Annotated in this window: 15 protein-coding genes and 2 pseudogenes; 7 read left to right on the top strand and 10 right to left on the bottom strand. The window is 67.2% G+C overall.

Annotated elements, in window-relative coordinates; all coding sequences use genetic code 11:
* Positions 1–11 precede the first annotated feature (11 nt).
* A complete protein-coding gene (locus tag NBW77_RS05505; RefSeq protein WP_131748996.1) occupies positions 12–401 on the bottom strand; it encodes a hypothetical protein in 390 nt (129 codons plus the stop codon).
* A gap of 141 nt (positions 402–542) precedes the next feature.
* Between NBW77_RS05505 and NBW77_RS05500 the strand changes: the two genes are divergently transcribed.
* The 3 genes from NBW77_RS05500 to NBW77_RS05490 all read left to right on the top strand — a co-directional run bounded on the left by NBW77_RS05500 (position 543) and on the right by NBW77_RS05490 (position 2,038).
* Complete coding sequence (locus NBW77_RS05500) at positions 543–833, top strand: transposase (protein ID WP_131748994.1); 291 nt, start codon at positions 543–545, stop codon at positions 831–833.
* Positions 834–877: 44 nt separating this feature from the next.
* Positions 878–1,339: a phosphotransferase gene (locus NBW77_RS05495; RefSeq protein ID WP_165486316.1), complete on the top strand. Its 462-nt coding sequence runs from the start codon at positions 878–880 to the stop codon at positions 1,337–1,339.
* Between the two features lie 252 nt (positions 1,340–1,591).
* Positions 1,592–2,038, top strand: coding sequence for a GNAT family N-acetyltransferase (locus NBW77_RS05490; protein WP_349816969.1), 447 nt, complete (start codon positions 1,592–1,594; stop codon positions 2,036–2,038).
* 467 nt (positions 2,039–2,505) lie between these two features.
* Here NBW77_RS05490 and NBW77_RS05485 read toward each other — a convergent pair whose 3' ends face one another.
* Positions 2,506–2,973 carry a type II toxin-antitoxin system VapC family toxin gene (locus tag NBW77_RS05485; protein ID WP_131748991.1) on the bottom strand — a complete coding sequence of 156 codons (468 nt, stop codon included), beginning with the start codon at positions 2,971–2,973 and terminating at the stop codon, positions 2,506–2,508.
* A gap of 18 nt (positions 2,974–2,991) precedes the next feature.
* On the bottom strand, positions 2,992–3,237 hold the full coding sequence (locus tag NBW77_RS05480) for a FitA-like ribbon-helix-helix domain-containing protein (protein WP_131748989.1): 246 nt from the start codon (positions 3,235–3,237) through the stop codon (positions 2,992–2,994).
* Positions 3,238–3,312: 75 nt separating this feature from the next.
* On the opposite strand from NBW77_RS05480, the pseudogene NBW77_RS05475 reads away from it, so the two are divergent.
* Positions 3,313–3,966 (top strand): annotated as a pseudogene (locus NBW77_RS05475) (ATP-binding cassette domain-containing protein); the annotation flags it as partial.
* Here NBW77_RS05475 and NBW77_RS05470 read toward each other — a convergent pair.
* Both NBW77_RS05470 and NBW77_RS05465 read right to left on the bottom strand, forming a co-directional pair.
* Positions 3,942–4,316, bottom strand: a pseudogene (locus tag NBW77_RS05470) (helix-turn-helix domain-containing protein); the annotation flags it as partial. The pseudogenes NBW77_RS05475 and NBW77_RS05470 sit on opposite strands and share 25 nt — an antisense overlap.
* A 73-nt stretch (positions 4,317–4,389) precedes the next feature.
* Positions 4,390–4,599 (bottom strand): hypothetical protein, encoded by a 210-nt coding sequence (locus NBW77_RS05465; RefSeq protein WP_207387203.1) that lies wholly within the window; start codon positions 4,597–4,599, stop codon positions 4,390–4,392.
* Between the two features lie 295 nt (positions 4,600–4,894).
* Here NBW77_RS05465 and NBW77_RS05460 point away from each other — a divergent pair, with 295 nt between their 5' ends.
* Together NBW77_RS05460 and NBW77_RS05455 are read left to right on the top strand one after the other, a co-directional pair.
* Positions 4,895–8,152, top strand: coding sequence for a DEAD/DEAH box helicase (locus tag NBW77_RS05460; RefSeq protein ID WP_250279362.1), 3,258 nt, complete (start codon positions 4,895–4,897; stop codon positions 8,150–8,152).
* 230 nt (positions 8,153–8,382) lie between these two features.
* On the top strand, positions 8,383–8,922 hold the full coding sequence (locus NBW77_RS05455) for a hypothetical protein (RefSeq protein WP_242606108.1): 540 nt from the start codon (positions 8,383–8,385) through the stop codon (positions 8,920–8,922).
* Here NBW77_RS05455 and NBW77_RS05450 read toward each other — a convergent pair.
* The 3 genes from NBW77_RS05450 to NBW77_RS22705 form a co-directional block, all read right to left on the bottom strand.
* On the bottom strand, positions 8,818–9,141 hold the full coding sequence (locus NBW77_RS05450; protein ID WP_242606110.1) for an FkbM family methyltransferase: 324 nt from the start codon (positions 9,139–9,141) through the stop codon (positions 8,818–8,820). The genes NBW77_RS05455 and NBW77_RS05450 overlap by 105 nt on opposite strands.
* 800 nt (positions 9,142–9,941) lie before the next feature.
* Entirely contained in the window at positions 9,942–10,637 is a 696-nt protein-coding gene (locus tag NBW77_RS05445) for a hypothetical protein (protein ID WP_131748983.1), read from the bottom strand.
* Positions 10,638–11,052: 415 nt separating this feature from the next.
* The gene (locus NBW77_RS22705; RefSeq protein ID WP_131748981.1) at positions 11,053–11,424 is read right to left on the bottom strand and encodes a sigma factor; all 372 of its coding nucleotides are present in this window, start codon (positions 11,422–11,424) and stop codon (positions 11,053–11,055) included.
* A 62-nt stretch (positions 11,425–11,486) separates the two neighbouring features.
* Between NBW77_RS22705 and NBW77_RS05435 the strand changes: the two genes are divergently transcribed.
* Complete coding sequence (locus NBW77_RS05435) at positions 11,487–11,804, top strand: MarR family transcriptional regulator (protein ID WP_207387201.1); 318 nt, start codon at positions 11,487–11,489, stop codon at positions 11,802–11,804.
* 169 nt (positions 11,805–11,973) lie between these two features.
* On the opposite strand, the gene NBW77_RS05430 is transcribed toward NBW77_RS05435, so the two are convergent.
* Positions 11,974–12,192: a hypothetical protein gene (locus tag NBW77_RS05430; RefSeq protein WP_131748978.1), complete on the bottom strand. Its 219-nt coding sequence runs from the start codon at positions 12,190–12,192 to the stop codon at positions 11,974–11,976.
* A gap of 99 nt (positions 12,193–12,291) precedes the next feature.
* Positions 12,292–13,026, bottom strand: a complete 735-nt coding sequence (locus tag NBW77_RS05425) for an AfsR/SARP family transcriptional regulator (protein ID WP_250279361.1) — start codon at positions 13,024–13,026, stop codon at positions 12,292–12,294.
* Positions 13,027–13,442 lie beyond the last annotated feature (416 nt).

Raw genomic sequence — 13,442 nt, 5'->3', positions numbered from 1 at the left:
ACGGGCTTCGGTCAGCCGCCGACTCGGCCGACCAGCTCGGTTATGTCCGCCTCCTCGAGGCTGAGCTGGGCGACGATGCTGGAGATCAGGACTACTTTGGTCCGTACCGTCGTCTCGGCGTCCGCGCCAGGATGCGAAAGACCGGTCAGCCCGGCTGCGTCGGCAAGGAGGGCCTCGCTCAGGCCCGGATCGAGATCGACCCCGCCCGGCCCGAGGGCCAGGCGCGTCTTGGCCACGAACTCGACGATGTCGGCCGTCGAGCTACTCTCGTCGAACCGACGGCAAACGGCCATCCGGAACGCGGCGTCGACCCCGCGGCCAAAATCAGGATCCCACTGGTCCAGGGATGCGGCCGCGGTCACGAAGGTCATCAAGTCGAGGCGCAGGAGGCGACCTATCATGTCCGTTTCCCGGCCGACCTCATCGAGGGCATTCTCTGGAATTAGACCGAACATTCACCTATATTAGCAGGTCCGCGCGGCTCTCGTCGGCGGTAAGGGTAGGCGAGATCCACCGTCTCGGCCACCAGGCAGGATGTCCACGTGCCCGCTCCTCACCCACCTAAATTCCGTCGTCGCGCGGTCGAGCTCGCCCGCCGCGGCGAGCTATCGGTCGCCGCGCTCGCGAAGCAGCTGTCGATAAGCGAGTCCTGCCTGCGTCACTGGATGGCCCAGGCCGACGCCGACGACAACAGCAGTGAAACCAGGCTGACGAGTGCCGAGAAACGCGAACTGACCCAGCTGCGACGTGACAAGCGCCGACTGGAGATGGAGAACGAGATCCTGAAGCGGGCGGCGGCTTACTTTGCCCGGGAGAACGTCCTCCCAAACTAGCTTTTCGGCTGGTCCGTGAACTCGCCGACGACGTCGAGCTGGACGTGGACGTCGCGGTGGCCTGTCGAGTACTGAGTGTTTCCCGGTCGGGCTACTACGACTGGCTGGGCCGGCCGCCGTCGTTACGGGGACAGGCTCACGACCCCGCCGACGCCACCGGTAAGACCCTGGTGCACGCCGACCTCCACGCCGGCAACCTGCTCATCGCCGACCACCGAGCGTTCGTCATCGACTGGGCACTGGCATCCCACGCAGCCCCCTGGGTCGACGCCGCGCTTCTCGCACCCCGGCTCATCGCGGCCGGACACACATCCCACGCCACCCACGTACTCCTCGAAAGCCTTCCCGTCTGGCAATATGCACCCTGGGAGACGATCTTCGGGCTAGCCGCCACGCTGACACTCTTTCGGGAGTACGAAGCGCGCTACGGCCCACCACGGCTCCGCACCAGACGCAAACAGGTCGCCGACGCTGGACACACCTGGCTCCGCACCCACGCCGGCTGAGCCGGAAGGCCATCGCTAATAGTCTGTGCGTGTTCAAGGCCGCACCCCCGGGGCGGCAACCCCCACGCTGACCAGCCGGGCCATCCAGGGCATCGAGTCGGGGGCGCCGCACACGCCACGCCGAACAGGACCCCGCCCGTTCGCCGCGGCGGAGCGTCGGAGCGTCGGAGCGTCGCACGTGGTGCCGGGGGCGGAGGACAGTCAGATTTTTATGATCACAAAACGACGATCGCCGTACTAGTCTTGTGCCGCGTGACTGCCGACATTTGTGAGATTCTGCCTCCCGCGACCAGCTCCGCGTACCTCGCGATGGCCACGCTCCGCACGAACATCCACACCGAAAGCGAGTTCGTCCGGCTCGTCGACGGCATCCAGCGACCTGAGGGCTACCGCTTGGTAGGGGCGTTCGAGCCATCCGATCCGGCTGCGCGGGCGGTAGCCGGATTCCGCATCGGCCACGCCCTGTCCTTCGGTCGCTATCTCTACGTGGACGATCTCTCAACACTCGAATCCGCACGCCGACACGGATACGCGGGCCGTCTGCTCGCATGGCTGTTCACAGAGGCCCGCCGCCTCGGCTGCGACCAGGTCCGGCTGGACTCAGGCGTCGGGCCGACCCGGACGGACGCTCATCGTCTCTACCTGAACGCGGGCATGGCCATCGCCGCGCATCACTTCACCCACGTTCTCGACCGGTAGCCAGATCCGGCCACACCGATCACTGCGCGGCGCAGCTTGAGAACAGTGGGGCTCCGCCCCGAACCCTGGCCCTTCCTCTGGAGGAGGGGGAGGAGTCGCCGCAGGTCGCCAGGAGTCGGATGCGCGGCACCGCTGATCGCCGAACTGGACGGCGTCGTGGTCGGCATGGTGGTGGCAGGAAAGGTCGAACCCGGTGGCTCCGGAACCTCTACACCCGCACAGACCGCAAGGACTGAGCCCGAAAGATCGACAAGGCCGGGATGAATAACGTAGTTCGCGCACCTGTTGCGTGCAGCGGTTTACCCCGCTGGTCTTGCAGCTGCCGACCATCCCTCCGGGATCAACCGCCCAAGCGACGCTACAGCGTGCGACAGCGTGCGAGCCCAGCCGCGGCGCTACAAACGGCCGCCTCACGGCACTAGCGGTCACGCTACGCGGACCGCACCACAGCATGACGGTGCGTTTACTCAGTCGGGCGCTCGATCGCGCCGGGTGATGGTCTGCTCGGCGGGCAAAACATCGGAGCCCCAGGGGTTGACCAATTCCAGACCCAGGCCAGTGAAGTCGCTGGTGTTGCGGGTGGCCAACACCGCGTCGCGGGATCGACAGATGGCCGCGATCTGGGCGTCGAAGCCGCTGATCGGAGCCCCGGCTTGTTCACGCTCGACCACCACGTCGGCGTAGTGGCGGCCCGCCGCGGCGTCGAAGGGCAAGACTTTATCCCGGAATACCGCAAAGACGTCGTCCGCGGCCGCCAGCAGCAGCTCGCGGCGGCGACCGACCGGCAGTCGGACGATGCCATAACGCACCTCAGCTAGGCTCACCGAGGTCGTGTTCAAGGCGTCACCGGGTCGGCTGGTTACCCACGTTACGACGCGGTCGGCTGGTGCTGCGCGCATGAGCTCGGAGATGACGTTGGTATCGAGAACGATCATTGTAAGGGTGGCGTCCGGTTACGTGAACAGGTCCGCTGCGCGCGGTGCCTGGGTCCGCACCGGCAGCTGAAGATCGACGCCACCAAGCGCGCCGAACCGGGCGAGCAGGGTCTGAGCAAGACCGGCAGCGTCCTCGGGCTCGCTGACCGCCTCGGCGAGGATCGCGCGGATCTCGGCCTCCATCGAACGGCCGTGGCGCGCCGCCCGTACGCGCAGCCTCTCCCGCACGCCGTCGTCGAGGTCTCGGATGCTGACAGCCGCCATCTGGACCACCTCCTGATAGCAATGCTAGCACGACACCCCGGACCCCACGGGTTGCCGGGGCTGAGTCGTCCCCACGCCAACTCCGAGGGCGCCTGCCCCAACTGCAACGGCGCCGGCGTCATCTACACCGACCTGGCGATGATGGCCGGCGTCGCCACCACCTGCGAGGAGTGCGAGGGGAAGCGGTTCGGAGCATCGGTGCTGGACCACCACCTCGGCGGCCGCGACATCAGCGAGGTGCTCGCGATGTCGGTGACCGAGGCCGAGGAGTTCTTCGGCGCCGGCGAGGCGCGCACCCCGGCCGCGCACGCCATCCTCAACCGGCTCGCCGACGTCGGGCTCGGCTACCTCAGCCTCGGCCAGCCGCTCACTACGCTGTCCGGCGGCGAGCGGCAGCGGCTCAAGCTGGCCACCCACCTGGCCGCCAACGGCGGCGTCTACGTCCTCGACGAGCCGACCACCAGCCTGCACCTCGCCGACGTCGGGCAGCTGCTCGGCCTGCTCGACCGGCTCGTCGACTCCGGCAAGTCGGTCATCGTCATCGAGCACCACCAGGCGGTCATGGCGCACGCCGACTGGATCATCGATCTCGGCCCCGGCGCCGGCCACGACGGCGGCCGGATCGTCTTCGAGGGCACACCCGCCGACCTCGTCGCCGCCCGGTGCACCGGCCGCTGCGCGGAATACCCCATGCGGTGCAGCAGCTTGTCCACCCCGGTCAGGGTGTAGGACTCCCCGAACAGCCGGGCGATCAGCGTGGCGATCCGGGCCAGGGTCCACCGCTGGTCAACCGTCCAGCCGTGCGCCGCCGGCCCCCGGTCCAACTCGTCTGCCAGCCGGGCCTGCTGCTCCTCATCGAGGCGGCACCGCGCCGCCGGCCCCGCCGAGCGCAGCGCGTCCCGACCGTCGGTCTCCCACGTCTGATGCCAGGCGTACGCCGACTTCCGCGACACCCGCAGCCGCCGGGCCACCGCCGGCGGTGACGTCCCACCAGCGAACAGGTCCGCGGCCTGTAGCCGGACTTCTTCCCGTCGTGCACGATCGGCGGCGGTCAATCCACCGCCATCCGGATACCTCATACACCCGGGGTACCCCACAAGACCCGGATGTCACCCTACGAATTCAATGTCAGTAAAAGTGCACGAAACGGCGTTAGACGGCCGCCTGGGCCGTTCGGCGGCGGTGCTCGGGGCGCAGGGAAGGATTGCCTGTCAGATGGACGATGCCGGCGATGTCGGTGCCGGCCCGCACCCCGCTCGACCAGATCAGCCACCCGCTGCTGACGAAGGCCAGGGAGTAGTTCGCCGATCCGGGCACCCCGCACGAGCGAATCCGGGCCGTCGACGACGCTGTCCTGTTCAAGGTCAAGATCGGCCGATGGTGCGGCGCCGTCTTCACTGAACCGCATCCTTTCGGGGCGTTGGGGCTGATAGGTCGCTGGTGGCGCCCTCATGCGGCCCTACCTTCTTGATGGTGTCCTGGTCGTCCGGAAGGATCGGGGCACGCAAGTGTGCCCGGGCCGCTGGCTACTCGACGAATGGCCGCCCGGACGGCCCGGACCCACCGACTACTGGCTCTGGAGCACGGTCGTTGATGCTGTCCGTACCCGAATCGGTACAGTGACCTTCCGATATGGCCCGTATCGTCCGAGGAGCCGGTGACGGAGATCGCAACCGATCGTGCCGCGATCATCCGGTTCTGGGGTGCCGTGGAGGCGTTCACCCCACCTTCGGTCGAGAAGGCCAGCAGGCAACGGCGGGTGTACACGCTTGGTCCGGATGAACCGCTTCCCTGGCAGCCAGGCCACGAGCTAGCCCGTGAGCGTCTGCGGCGAGGCCTGGTCTGGCGGCATGTCGTGTTCCTGGGTGTGTATTCGCTCGAGTCGGTTTACGGGCTGCTCACACAGATTTTCGGCTCGGACGCCGAGAGCTTCGAGGAACGTCCGGGCGGGGAAAGCGCGTTGGCGGCATTTGTTGTGGACAGCACTGGGCATCCGCTGCCGGACTCCGTGACCTTGTCATCCTGCGCGTCGGAGACTGGACGGGCGGCGCGGCGTAGCCCCGAGGTGCACGCGCGGCTGACCGCCGATAGCACCGCTACCGGCGTAGCGCCTGGCTTCGAGCGACTGCTCAGTCCGTTCGTCGTCCAGCCTGAGGACCCCTGCGACGCGGACGGCCGTTCGACACGGCCCCAGATCGACCTGCGGACATTGTGGGCGTGCCGGGACTCCGCAGCGGTGGCTACCGAGGTCGCAGGTCTGTTCCCGTACGCGGAGATCCGTGTCAGCAGCACGGCCGTGTCGGAGGCCGGTGAAGGCTCCGAGACCCACGACTTCCTCAACAGCATGGTCGCGCACGACCTGCGCAGGGTGGCCGAACAGGCAGGACGATCGGTCGGCACCGTGCTGCGAGAGTATCTGCGTCCGAACGCCGAGATCGACACGGCCGCCAGGGTGGACGTCCGGGAGCGAGTCGAGGTCGTGCTCGGCGCGACCGCGCCGGCCGAGGTGCCGCTGGGTCGTTGGCCCAGCAGCTCCGATCATCCGTTGGCGCTCGGCCAGCAGCTCGCCGTCAACGGTGTGCTGAGAATGGCCGGTCCCGACGGCGGCCTGTTCGCCGTCAACGGGCCGCCGGGGACGGGCAAGACGACGATGTTGCGTGACGTCGTTGCCGCGGTCGTGGTCGAACGGGCCCGGCGGCTGGCCGAGCTGGCCAAGCCGGGGGACGCGTTTACCGGGCAGCGTCATCGCTGGATGACCGGTGAGTACAGCCGCGTCGTCCACGAATGGAACCCGACGCTCACTGGTTTCGAGATGGTCGTCGCCTCAGCCAACAACGGGGCGGTGGCGAACGTGACAGAGGAGATCCCGGCCCGGGACGCCATCGACGAGTCGTGGGTGGCCGAAGCAGCGCGGCTGGACTACTTCCCGACCGTAGCCGACGCTCTGCTGGTCAATAAGCCCCTGCCACAGGGAGTCGAACCGCCCGCCGCCGCGTGGGCGCTCGTCGCCGGGCGGCTGGGCAACAAGGAGCTTCGCGGCCGGTTCGTCAGCGACTTCTGGTACGGCCGGAGGGCAGCCGCGCCGGGACCGCCCACCGGCCGCGCCGGATCACCGCCGACCCCGGTCGGCCGGCCAGCGGGCCCGGCGCCGGCTCCCGTCGCAGCAGCCGCCCGACCTGCGATGATGGCGATTCTGCGCGGCTACGAGGCCTCACCGCCGCCTCAGTCCTGGTCGTCGGAGGTGGCCGAGTTCCGTCGGGCGCTGGCCGCCGCGGCATCTACCCAGGCCGCACGAGACGAGACGTTCCAGATGCTCGCCCGGCAGACGCACCTCGCGTGGGCGACCCAAGCGGCGGACTCGGCCGCCGAGAAATCACGTCACGCGCTCAGCGAGGCTCGCAAGGCCCACGATCAGGCGGCCGCCGCCGCCGGCGCATGGTCGGCCGAGTGCGACAGGCTGCTCGCCCTGCGTCTAGACCACCGCCAGTTCCGGCCAGGTGTCCTCGATCGGCTGTTGTTCGACCGTGCGGCCATCCGGCGGTGGCGGGAGCACGACGACGAGCTGGCAACGTCCACCGCGGCCGCCGAGCGGTCCGTGGTGGAGATCGGACGCCAGGTCACCCGGCTCGCTGACGAGGCGCGGCGTGCGGAGACGACGGTGGCGGCCCACGACGGCGAGGCACGCCGCCTCCGCCAGGAACTGGACCTACTCACCCGCCGTCTCGACGAAGCCAGCGGTCCGCTGGGCGAACAGTTTCCGGACCCGACCTGGTGGACCAACCGCCACCGACGGGAGCGGACCGCCCCGTGGACCGACCCGGCATGGAACGCGACGCGCACGGGGCTGTTTTTCGCCGCACTTCGACTGCATAAGGCGTTCCTGCGGCACGCGCCGCGGGAAATGCGGCAGAGCCTGCAGGCTGCGATGGACGTCGTCGGCGGGTCCGCGCCCGGAGACATCTCGCCCGCCGCCGCACGGGAGGCGTGGCGGGCGTTGTTCTTCGTCGTACCGGTCGTCTCCACGACGTTCGCGTCGTTCGCCCGCCTGTTCTCCCACCTGGGGAGGGAGGACCTGGGTTGGCTGCTGATCGACGAGTCCGGGCAGGCAAGCCCCCAGGTCGCCGTCGGCGCGCTCTGGCGGACCCGGCGGGCGGTGATCGTGGGTGATCCGTTGCAACTCGAGCCGGTGTCGACCCTGCCGTTCCGGGTCGAACAGATGCTGCGCAGAGACCACGGCGTCGACGAGCAGTGGCTGCCGGCCCGCACCTCCGTCCAGGCGCTCGCGGACCGGTTGAACCCGTTGGGCACCTGGCTACCGGGCGACACGGAGCCCATCTGGGTCGGAGCACCGCTGACCGTGCACCGCCGCTGCGACGAGCCGATGTTCGGGGTGGTGAACGACGCCGTCTACGAAGGCCTCATGATCTCCGCCACGTCCCCGGCGGCCGCGAGCCGATTCGCGTCGTCGTTTCCCACGCTGCCCGAGTCGAAGTGGATCGACGTGGTGTCGGACGAGTCCCACGGCAACTGGGTGCCGGCCGAAGGACAGCAGGTCGAGCGCATCCTGGCGGCCTTGGCTCGGGTCGGCCACGACATGTCCGAGGTGATGATCATAGCGCCGTTCCGGGACATAGCCCGAAACGTCGCACCGTACGCCCACCGGTATCCCGGACTTGTCGCCGGAACCGTCCATACCGCCCAGGGAAAGGAGGCGGACGTCGTCGTCCTGGTCCTCGGCGGCGATCCAGCCCGGCCTGGTGCCAAGCGTTGGGCGGCGAGCAAACCGAACCTGCTCAACGTGGCGGTAAGCCGAGCCAAGCGGCGGATCTACGTCATCGGCGACCGGCGAGCGTGGTCTGCCCAGCGGCACTTCGACGTGCTGGCCGCGCGGCTGCCACACGCTCCTCCCCGGTAGACCGGCGGCTACCGCCCAGTACCACCCCGCGTTCTCAAGGAAAGTGCCGACCGAGGCCGCTCAGCGCAAGGGTCACAGGAACGTCAAGCCGACCACGATCCCCATACCCACGGTCACGAGGTTCACCGTCGGCGCGGGTCCTACCCGAAGTACTGAACATGTGTTCGTGTCGGTTGATGATTTCGTACTCTCGGGGTGCATTGTGCTGGGCGGGTTCAAATGGACTGTACATGACCGAACTCGTCCGGAACAAGGGCCAGTGGCGCAGCTTTGACGACATCGAACTCGCCACTCTGGAATGGATCGGCTGGTACTGGGGATGGTTCATGTTCCGCCTGGATCTTCCGCATGCTCGTAGAAGGTCAGGGTCTTGCTCCACTGTTGGGGATGAACAGGATGGTGTTGATGTATTCTGCGCCGGTGCCGGTGATGACCGTCTGGAGATAGCCATGGTGGGCTGCTCCGGTCATCGCCTTTTGGTGGGCGACAAGGTCGAATCCGGTAAGGGGATGCATCCGCTTACCCTGGAAGAACCAATCCTGGTAATCCCAGCTTTCCAACAACTCCAGGGTCGCGGCGGCTGGAGACCGATGATCCTCGATCTCAACAACAAGCTTGGGACGCCACCGGTGGATGATTCCCTCGGCGCCTTTGAGCGTCTGCAGCTAGTGTCCCTCCACGTCGATCTTCACCAGGCCAACGTTATCGACGTCAAGCCTATCAAGGCGGATTGTTTTGACTTTTACCGTGTGACCTGGGCCGAGTGGTGACAAGGAGGCACGCCCCTCGGTGCCTCGGCCACCTTCCGGCAGCCACAGTTCCGCGATGCCTTCCCTGTCGGAGGCGGCCTTTGCCACGACTCGTACATTTAGCCGGGCGGTGCGGCTGATAAAGGCGGCCAGCTCGGGGTTTGCCTCGACCGCCACGACACTGCGGGCACGGCGTGACAACCAGTGGGTCCATGGCCCGTACCAGGCACCGATGTCCATGGCCGTCTGGTCGGCGGAAACAAACTCACAGATCCGGCCGAGTATCGGTTCGAACCGGCGGTGAGCCAGGGCGATAGTCCTGGCGAATGTCCGATCTGGGACAAGTTCGGCGAGGGCGCTTGTGAAAGCCACGGTGGGTTCCTCCACCAGTAAGAGTCGGGTGCTGCTCGAAGACCGACCCGATGAAACCAGTATCCGCATGCCATGTGGTGGAGGCTGTGCTGGTACGTGGGGTGAACGGACCACGGTGTGAAATCGACATACTTGGCTATGAGAAATAACCCTCGGGTTGCTCGGCTTCAGGGCCATGACTCGTGGTTCGTGGCCCGGACCAGCGGTTTTCCGCCGGCTGCGACAACGCTGGCCGGGCCTGCCGAGTACTTCGGCAGGCCCGGCCATGAACAGTCGGTCGAGCAGGCGAATCACCTCGCTCGCCGCTCCTGCGCTCAGCCTTCGATGATCAATGGATGGCCGCGGTGGCGCCTATATGCTGACTGTGGTGCTCCGGTTCTCTGGGTACGGCCTGATGGTGGTTTTTCAGATGAATCTTCGCGCGAAATTCGCCCCGCGTTGGACGTCGTCGAGGTGGACGCCAGGTCCCTCGATCCCGAGGGCTTTCAGTAAGCCCGCTGTCGATACCTGATAGCGCCACCCGAGCCGCATGACCGGGCAGGGGAATCGCTGGGAGTGTACCAACTTGTAGGCCGTGTTGATCGAAATCCCGACGGCGCGCGCAGCTGTTCGGAGATCAACAACGGTTGGAAGCTCGAACAGCTCAGGAAATGTCAGTGGTCGGCTGGTCATGCCGCTTTACCCGCCGGTAGATCTGAAGTGCTGAGGGTCTGATCGAGTCCGAGTCGGTGCGCGAGGGCGCCCAGTCGCTCTCCTTCCAGGGAAGCGCGTCCCACCGTGTCCAACTCCTCGGCGACCGGAACGACGCTGTCGACCAGGCGGAGCGTTGGTGCGGTCGACCGAGATTCATCATATTCGTGTGTCTTGAGATTTCCGACTAGTTCTATGTCGGCTGTCGGTGTTTCCCTGCGTGCGTGTGAACATGCTCGCTGAACATGCCGGTAGGTGGTCCACCACAGCCAGCTGCCGAGCCCCTCCCGTTCCGGCTCGGCCGATTGGAGGGCTTCGACGAGTCCGGCGACAGCCTCGGACTCAAGCTCACCAGGGTCCATGGCCGGGTTGTAGCGACGGCACCGGCGACAGATCCGACGAAGACCCGGGGCCATCATCCAGATGACAGCCAGGTCCCAGGGCTCCTTCTTCTCGCTCGCCAGTCGGACAAGCTGGGACCAGATTGCATCTCCAGCGGTAGCCGGTGCGGTGGGATCCATGGCGAACTCACGTGCCGCCGTGAGTGACAGGCGTGTGGCCGGCCGGCCGGTTTCCGGCTGCACCGCATCCAGGGAGAGCGCCAGCATCTGTGGTGAGAGCGCGAAGTATGCCTCGATCGAATCGAGGATCCGCTCATGGAGTGGGATTCCCACCCGGTTCCTCCTTGGAAGAAGATCAAAAGTCTGCCCTGATCGTCTAACTGACCACAACAAGTACATAATCCCATTTGAAGTAGTGCTCCGTATGTAGGCGTAAAGTGGTCTTCTTGATGGATTCCGTTGCTTTTCGTCGGATCGGTCCGTTCGCCGATGAGATGTACGGCTACGGTGCCCAGGTCCTATCGACCGGTATGAGGTGCAGGCGGCTCTCGAAGGTAGGACCCTGCTCCCAGGCGCAGCGCGACGTCAGCCACGAAGGCGTCCCCGGTGGCATCGCGGAGCCCGCGAAGCGGGGCGAGATCCCCGTCCGGGACCTGTCCGGCCGTGCCGGGCGGATGAGGATTTCAAGGCCTTCAGCATCCTCGCTGAAAGCGATGCGCTCCGGTCGTCGTTGACATGAGCGTGACGGTCAACGTACGTCGAATCGCGCCCGATGACGTCGAGCGGTTACGCGGCGTCCGCCTGGCGGCGCTGGCCGATGCGCCCGGGTCCTTCTGGCAGACCTTGGCGGAGGAGAGCGCCCGTCCTCGTGAGAGTGGACTGGGCGCGAACGGTGGGTGCGATCGGCGTCCGGCTGTGGGTCGTGCCCGACAACCGTCGTCAGCCAGCCGCTGAGGTTGTCGATGACGGCTGTATCGCTGCGGCTCAGGCGCAGCCACGCCTCCTGCACCGCGTCCTCGGCCTCGTTCGTCGAGCCCAGCATCCGGTATGCCACCGCCTTCAGGCGTGTCCGGTTCTCCTCGAAACTCCTGGCCAAACTGTCGTCGACGTTCCAGTTCATCAGCCCGGTCACAGTCTCTGGTCGGGGTCCGTCATAAGGATGACGGCCGAGAAACGGTCGCCGTGACCAAGGAGATCAAGAATCATGCAAGTCCGCATCTCCAGGTCGTGGTCGCCGAGTTCGTCGGCAGGGTGGACGCAGCCGGGTACGCCGACCTGCGGCCGGTGCGCGGGATGGTGTTCCAGGCCCTACGCGGGTCCGGCGCGACCGGGACGGAGTTGGCTGACCGGCTGGGCGTAACCAAGCAAGCCGCCGGCCAGATGGTCGACGACCTGGAAATGCGTGGCTATGTGCGCCGCCAACCGCATCCCGACGGCGGCCGACGCAGGCTCATCGTCCTGACCGACAAGGCGCTTGACCATCTGGTCGTGGCCGGGTGAGCTTGACCCCTCAGCACGGACACCTTGTCTGATGTGGCCTCGGCCACCAGGCAGGATGTCCACGTGCCCGCTCCTCACCCACCGGAGTTCCGTCGTCGCGCGGTCGAGCGCGAGCGGCCCAAGGGGTTCGGTTCGCCGTGGCCGGCGCCCGTCTCTTGCCTGGACCGGTTCAGGTTTCCAGGTCGGCGAAGGAGTCGAGGAAGGCCCGGACCTCGTCGAGGGTCTCGTGTCGGGACGCGGTGGTGACGAGGGTCTCCTCGGGGGCGGCCACGTCGCGGGTCATCCGCAGGCGGGCGAGCATGCGACCGTCGGGTCCGACCCAGACCGCGAGCACGAGCAGCCCGGAGCGTAATGACTGCCCGTCTTCAACGCCGTCAAAGTGGGTCACGCTGCATGATGCAGCCGGGCCCATCATCCGCGCGTCAGTGGCCCGTCACCCGTCCTGCCGGGTTGTCGGTCCACCGTTGCCACGCCCGGTTGCCTCGGCTCATGGCATCGTAGGCCTGATCAACGATGTCAGCTGCATCGACGGGGGAATGTCGAGTTCACGGCGGAGCAGATCTGCGTAGGAACGGTAGGTGCGCAGCGCCTCATACCCGTTCCCTTCGGCGAGATGGACGCGGATGAGCGTCCGGTGCGCGCTCTCCCGCAACGGATCGGCGTGGATCGCACCGTAGGCGGCGTCCGCCGCCGCACCGAACCGGCCGGCGGCCAGTAGTCGGTCGGCGAGGGACTCCAGCGCATGCAGGGTGAGCTGACGAAGTCGCTCCCTCTCGAAGACAACCCAGTCGTCGTACCAGCCAGGCAGCAGCATCCCGAGCAGTGGCTGCGGATGGAGCCGGCATCCGTTGAATTGGTCGGACGGTTCCAGCAGCCGCCGCGCATACGCGATCGTCTCGTTGGCGTCCGTCCGTACCGCGGGATACAGGCCGAGATGAGTGGGCGTCGCGGTGACGAGGGTCCGCTCTGTGCGTCGCAGCCGCCACAAGGCCGTCCGTAGGCAGCCGTTTGCCTGCGCCTCGTTGGCCTCGGGCCACAGTGTTCCCGACACCTCCGAACGGGCCACCTCCCGAGCCCGCAACGCGAGCAGCGCGACCAGCCGCTGGGCGGCGAACGGCACCGGTGTCAGCCGCTGGTCCACGCAGAGGCGGAAACCGTCGAGCAGGAAGACGTGGATACCGGTTCGCACCGCCCCGGGGTCGCCTGCTGGGATCGACGTCATAGGTACGTTTCCCCCCGGGGCGCGGTCGTCTCTCCGCCGCCCGGGCACAGCCGGCCCGGCCCCCAACAGCGGTCAGGGACAGGGCTAGCCACGCAGCCAAGGAACAGCAGGACGGTGACAGGGTTGACGAGACCACAGGACGGCGCTCCGGCGCTTCGGGGAAATCCCTAGGGTTTCGGCGACCTGTGGTCGCCGGCGCCGGGGGTGGTTCGCTGCACGGACCCCGTATCCGAGAAGGTGCCCGGTGCCAGACGCCGCGACGATGGCGGCTGCGGGGCGTCTGCGGGGGCAGGGTGGTCGGCCGGTAGTCGGTGGGTGTGTCAGCGGCCGGGAAGCCCCTATCGGGGCAACCCGCCGCAGAGCGGTGGCATTCGCCGGGCGGAGTCTGTCGTACCTTCCTGCGCGGGATGTGGGGG

Origin of the sequence: Frankia sp. Cppng1_Ct_nod, assembly GCF_920656135.1 — a bacterium.
GTDB classification, from domain to species: Bacteria; Actinomycetota; Actinomycetes; order Frankiales; family Frankiaceae; genus Protofrankia; species Protofrankia meridionalis.
This window is presented reverse-complemented; position numbering and strand designations above follow the sequence as displayed.

Coding starts and splice junctions, on each gene's coding strand:
- NBW77_RS05455 (WP_242606108.1), top strand. CDS start 8,383: ATGACCGAACTCGTCCGGAACAAGGGCCAGTGGCGCAGCTTTGACGAC.
- NBW77_RS05505 (WP_131748996.1), bottom strand. CDS start 401: ATGATAGGTCGCCTCCTGCGCCTCGACTTGATGACCTTCGTGACCGCG.
- NBW77_RS05485 (WP_131748991.1), bottom strand. CDS start 2,973: ATGATCGTTCTCGATACCAACGTCATCTCCGAGCTCATGCGCGCAGCA.
- NBW77_RS05480 (WP_131748989.1), bottom strand. CDS start 3,237: ATGGCGGCTGTCAGCATCCGAGACCTCGACGACGGCGTGCGGGAGAGG.
- NBW77_RS05425 (WP_250279361.1), bottom strand. CDS start 13,026: ATGACGTCGATCCCAGCAGGCGACCCCGGGGCGGTGCGAACCGGTATC.
- NBW77_RS05450 (WP_242606110.1), bottom strand. CDS start 9,141: ATGGACATCGGTGCCTGGTACGGGCCATGGACCCACTGGTTGTCACGC.
- NBW77_RS22705 (WP_131748981.1), bottom strand. CDS start 11,424: ATGAACTGGAACGTCGACGACAGTTTGGCCAGGAGTTTCGAGGAGAAC.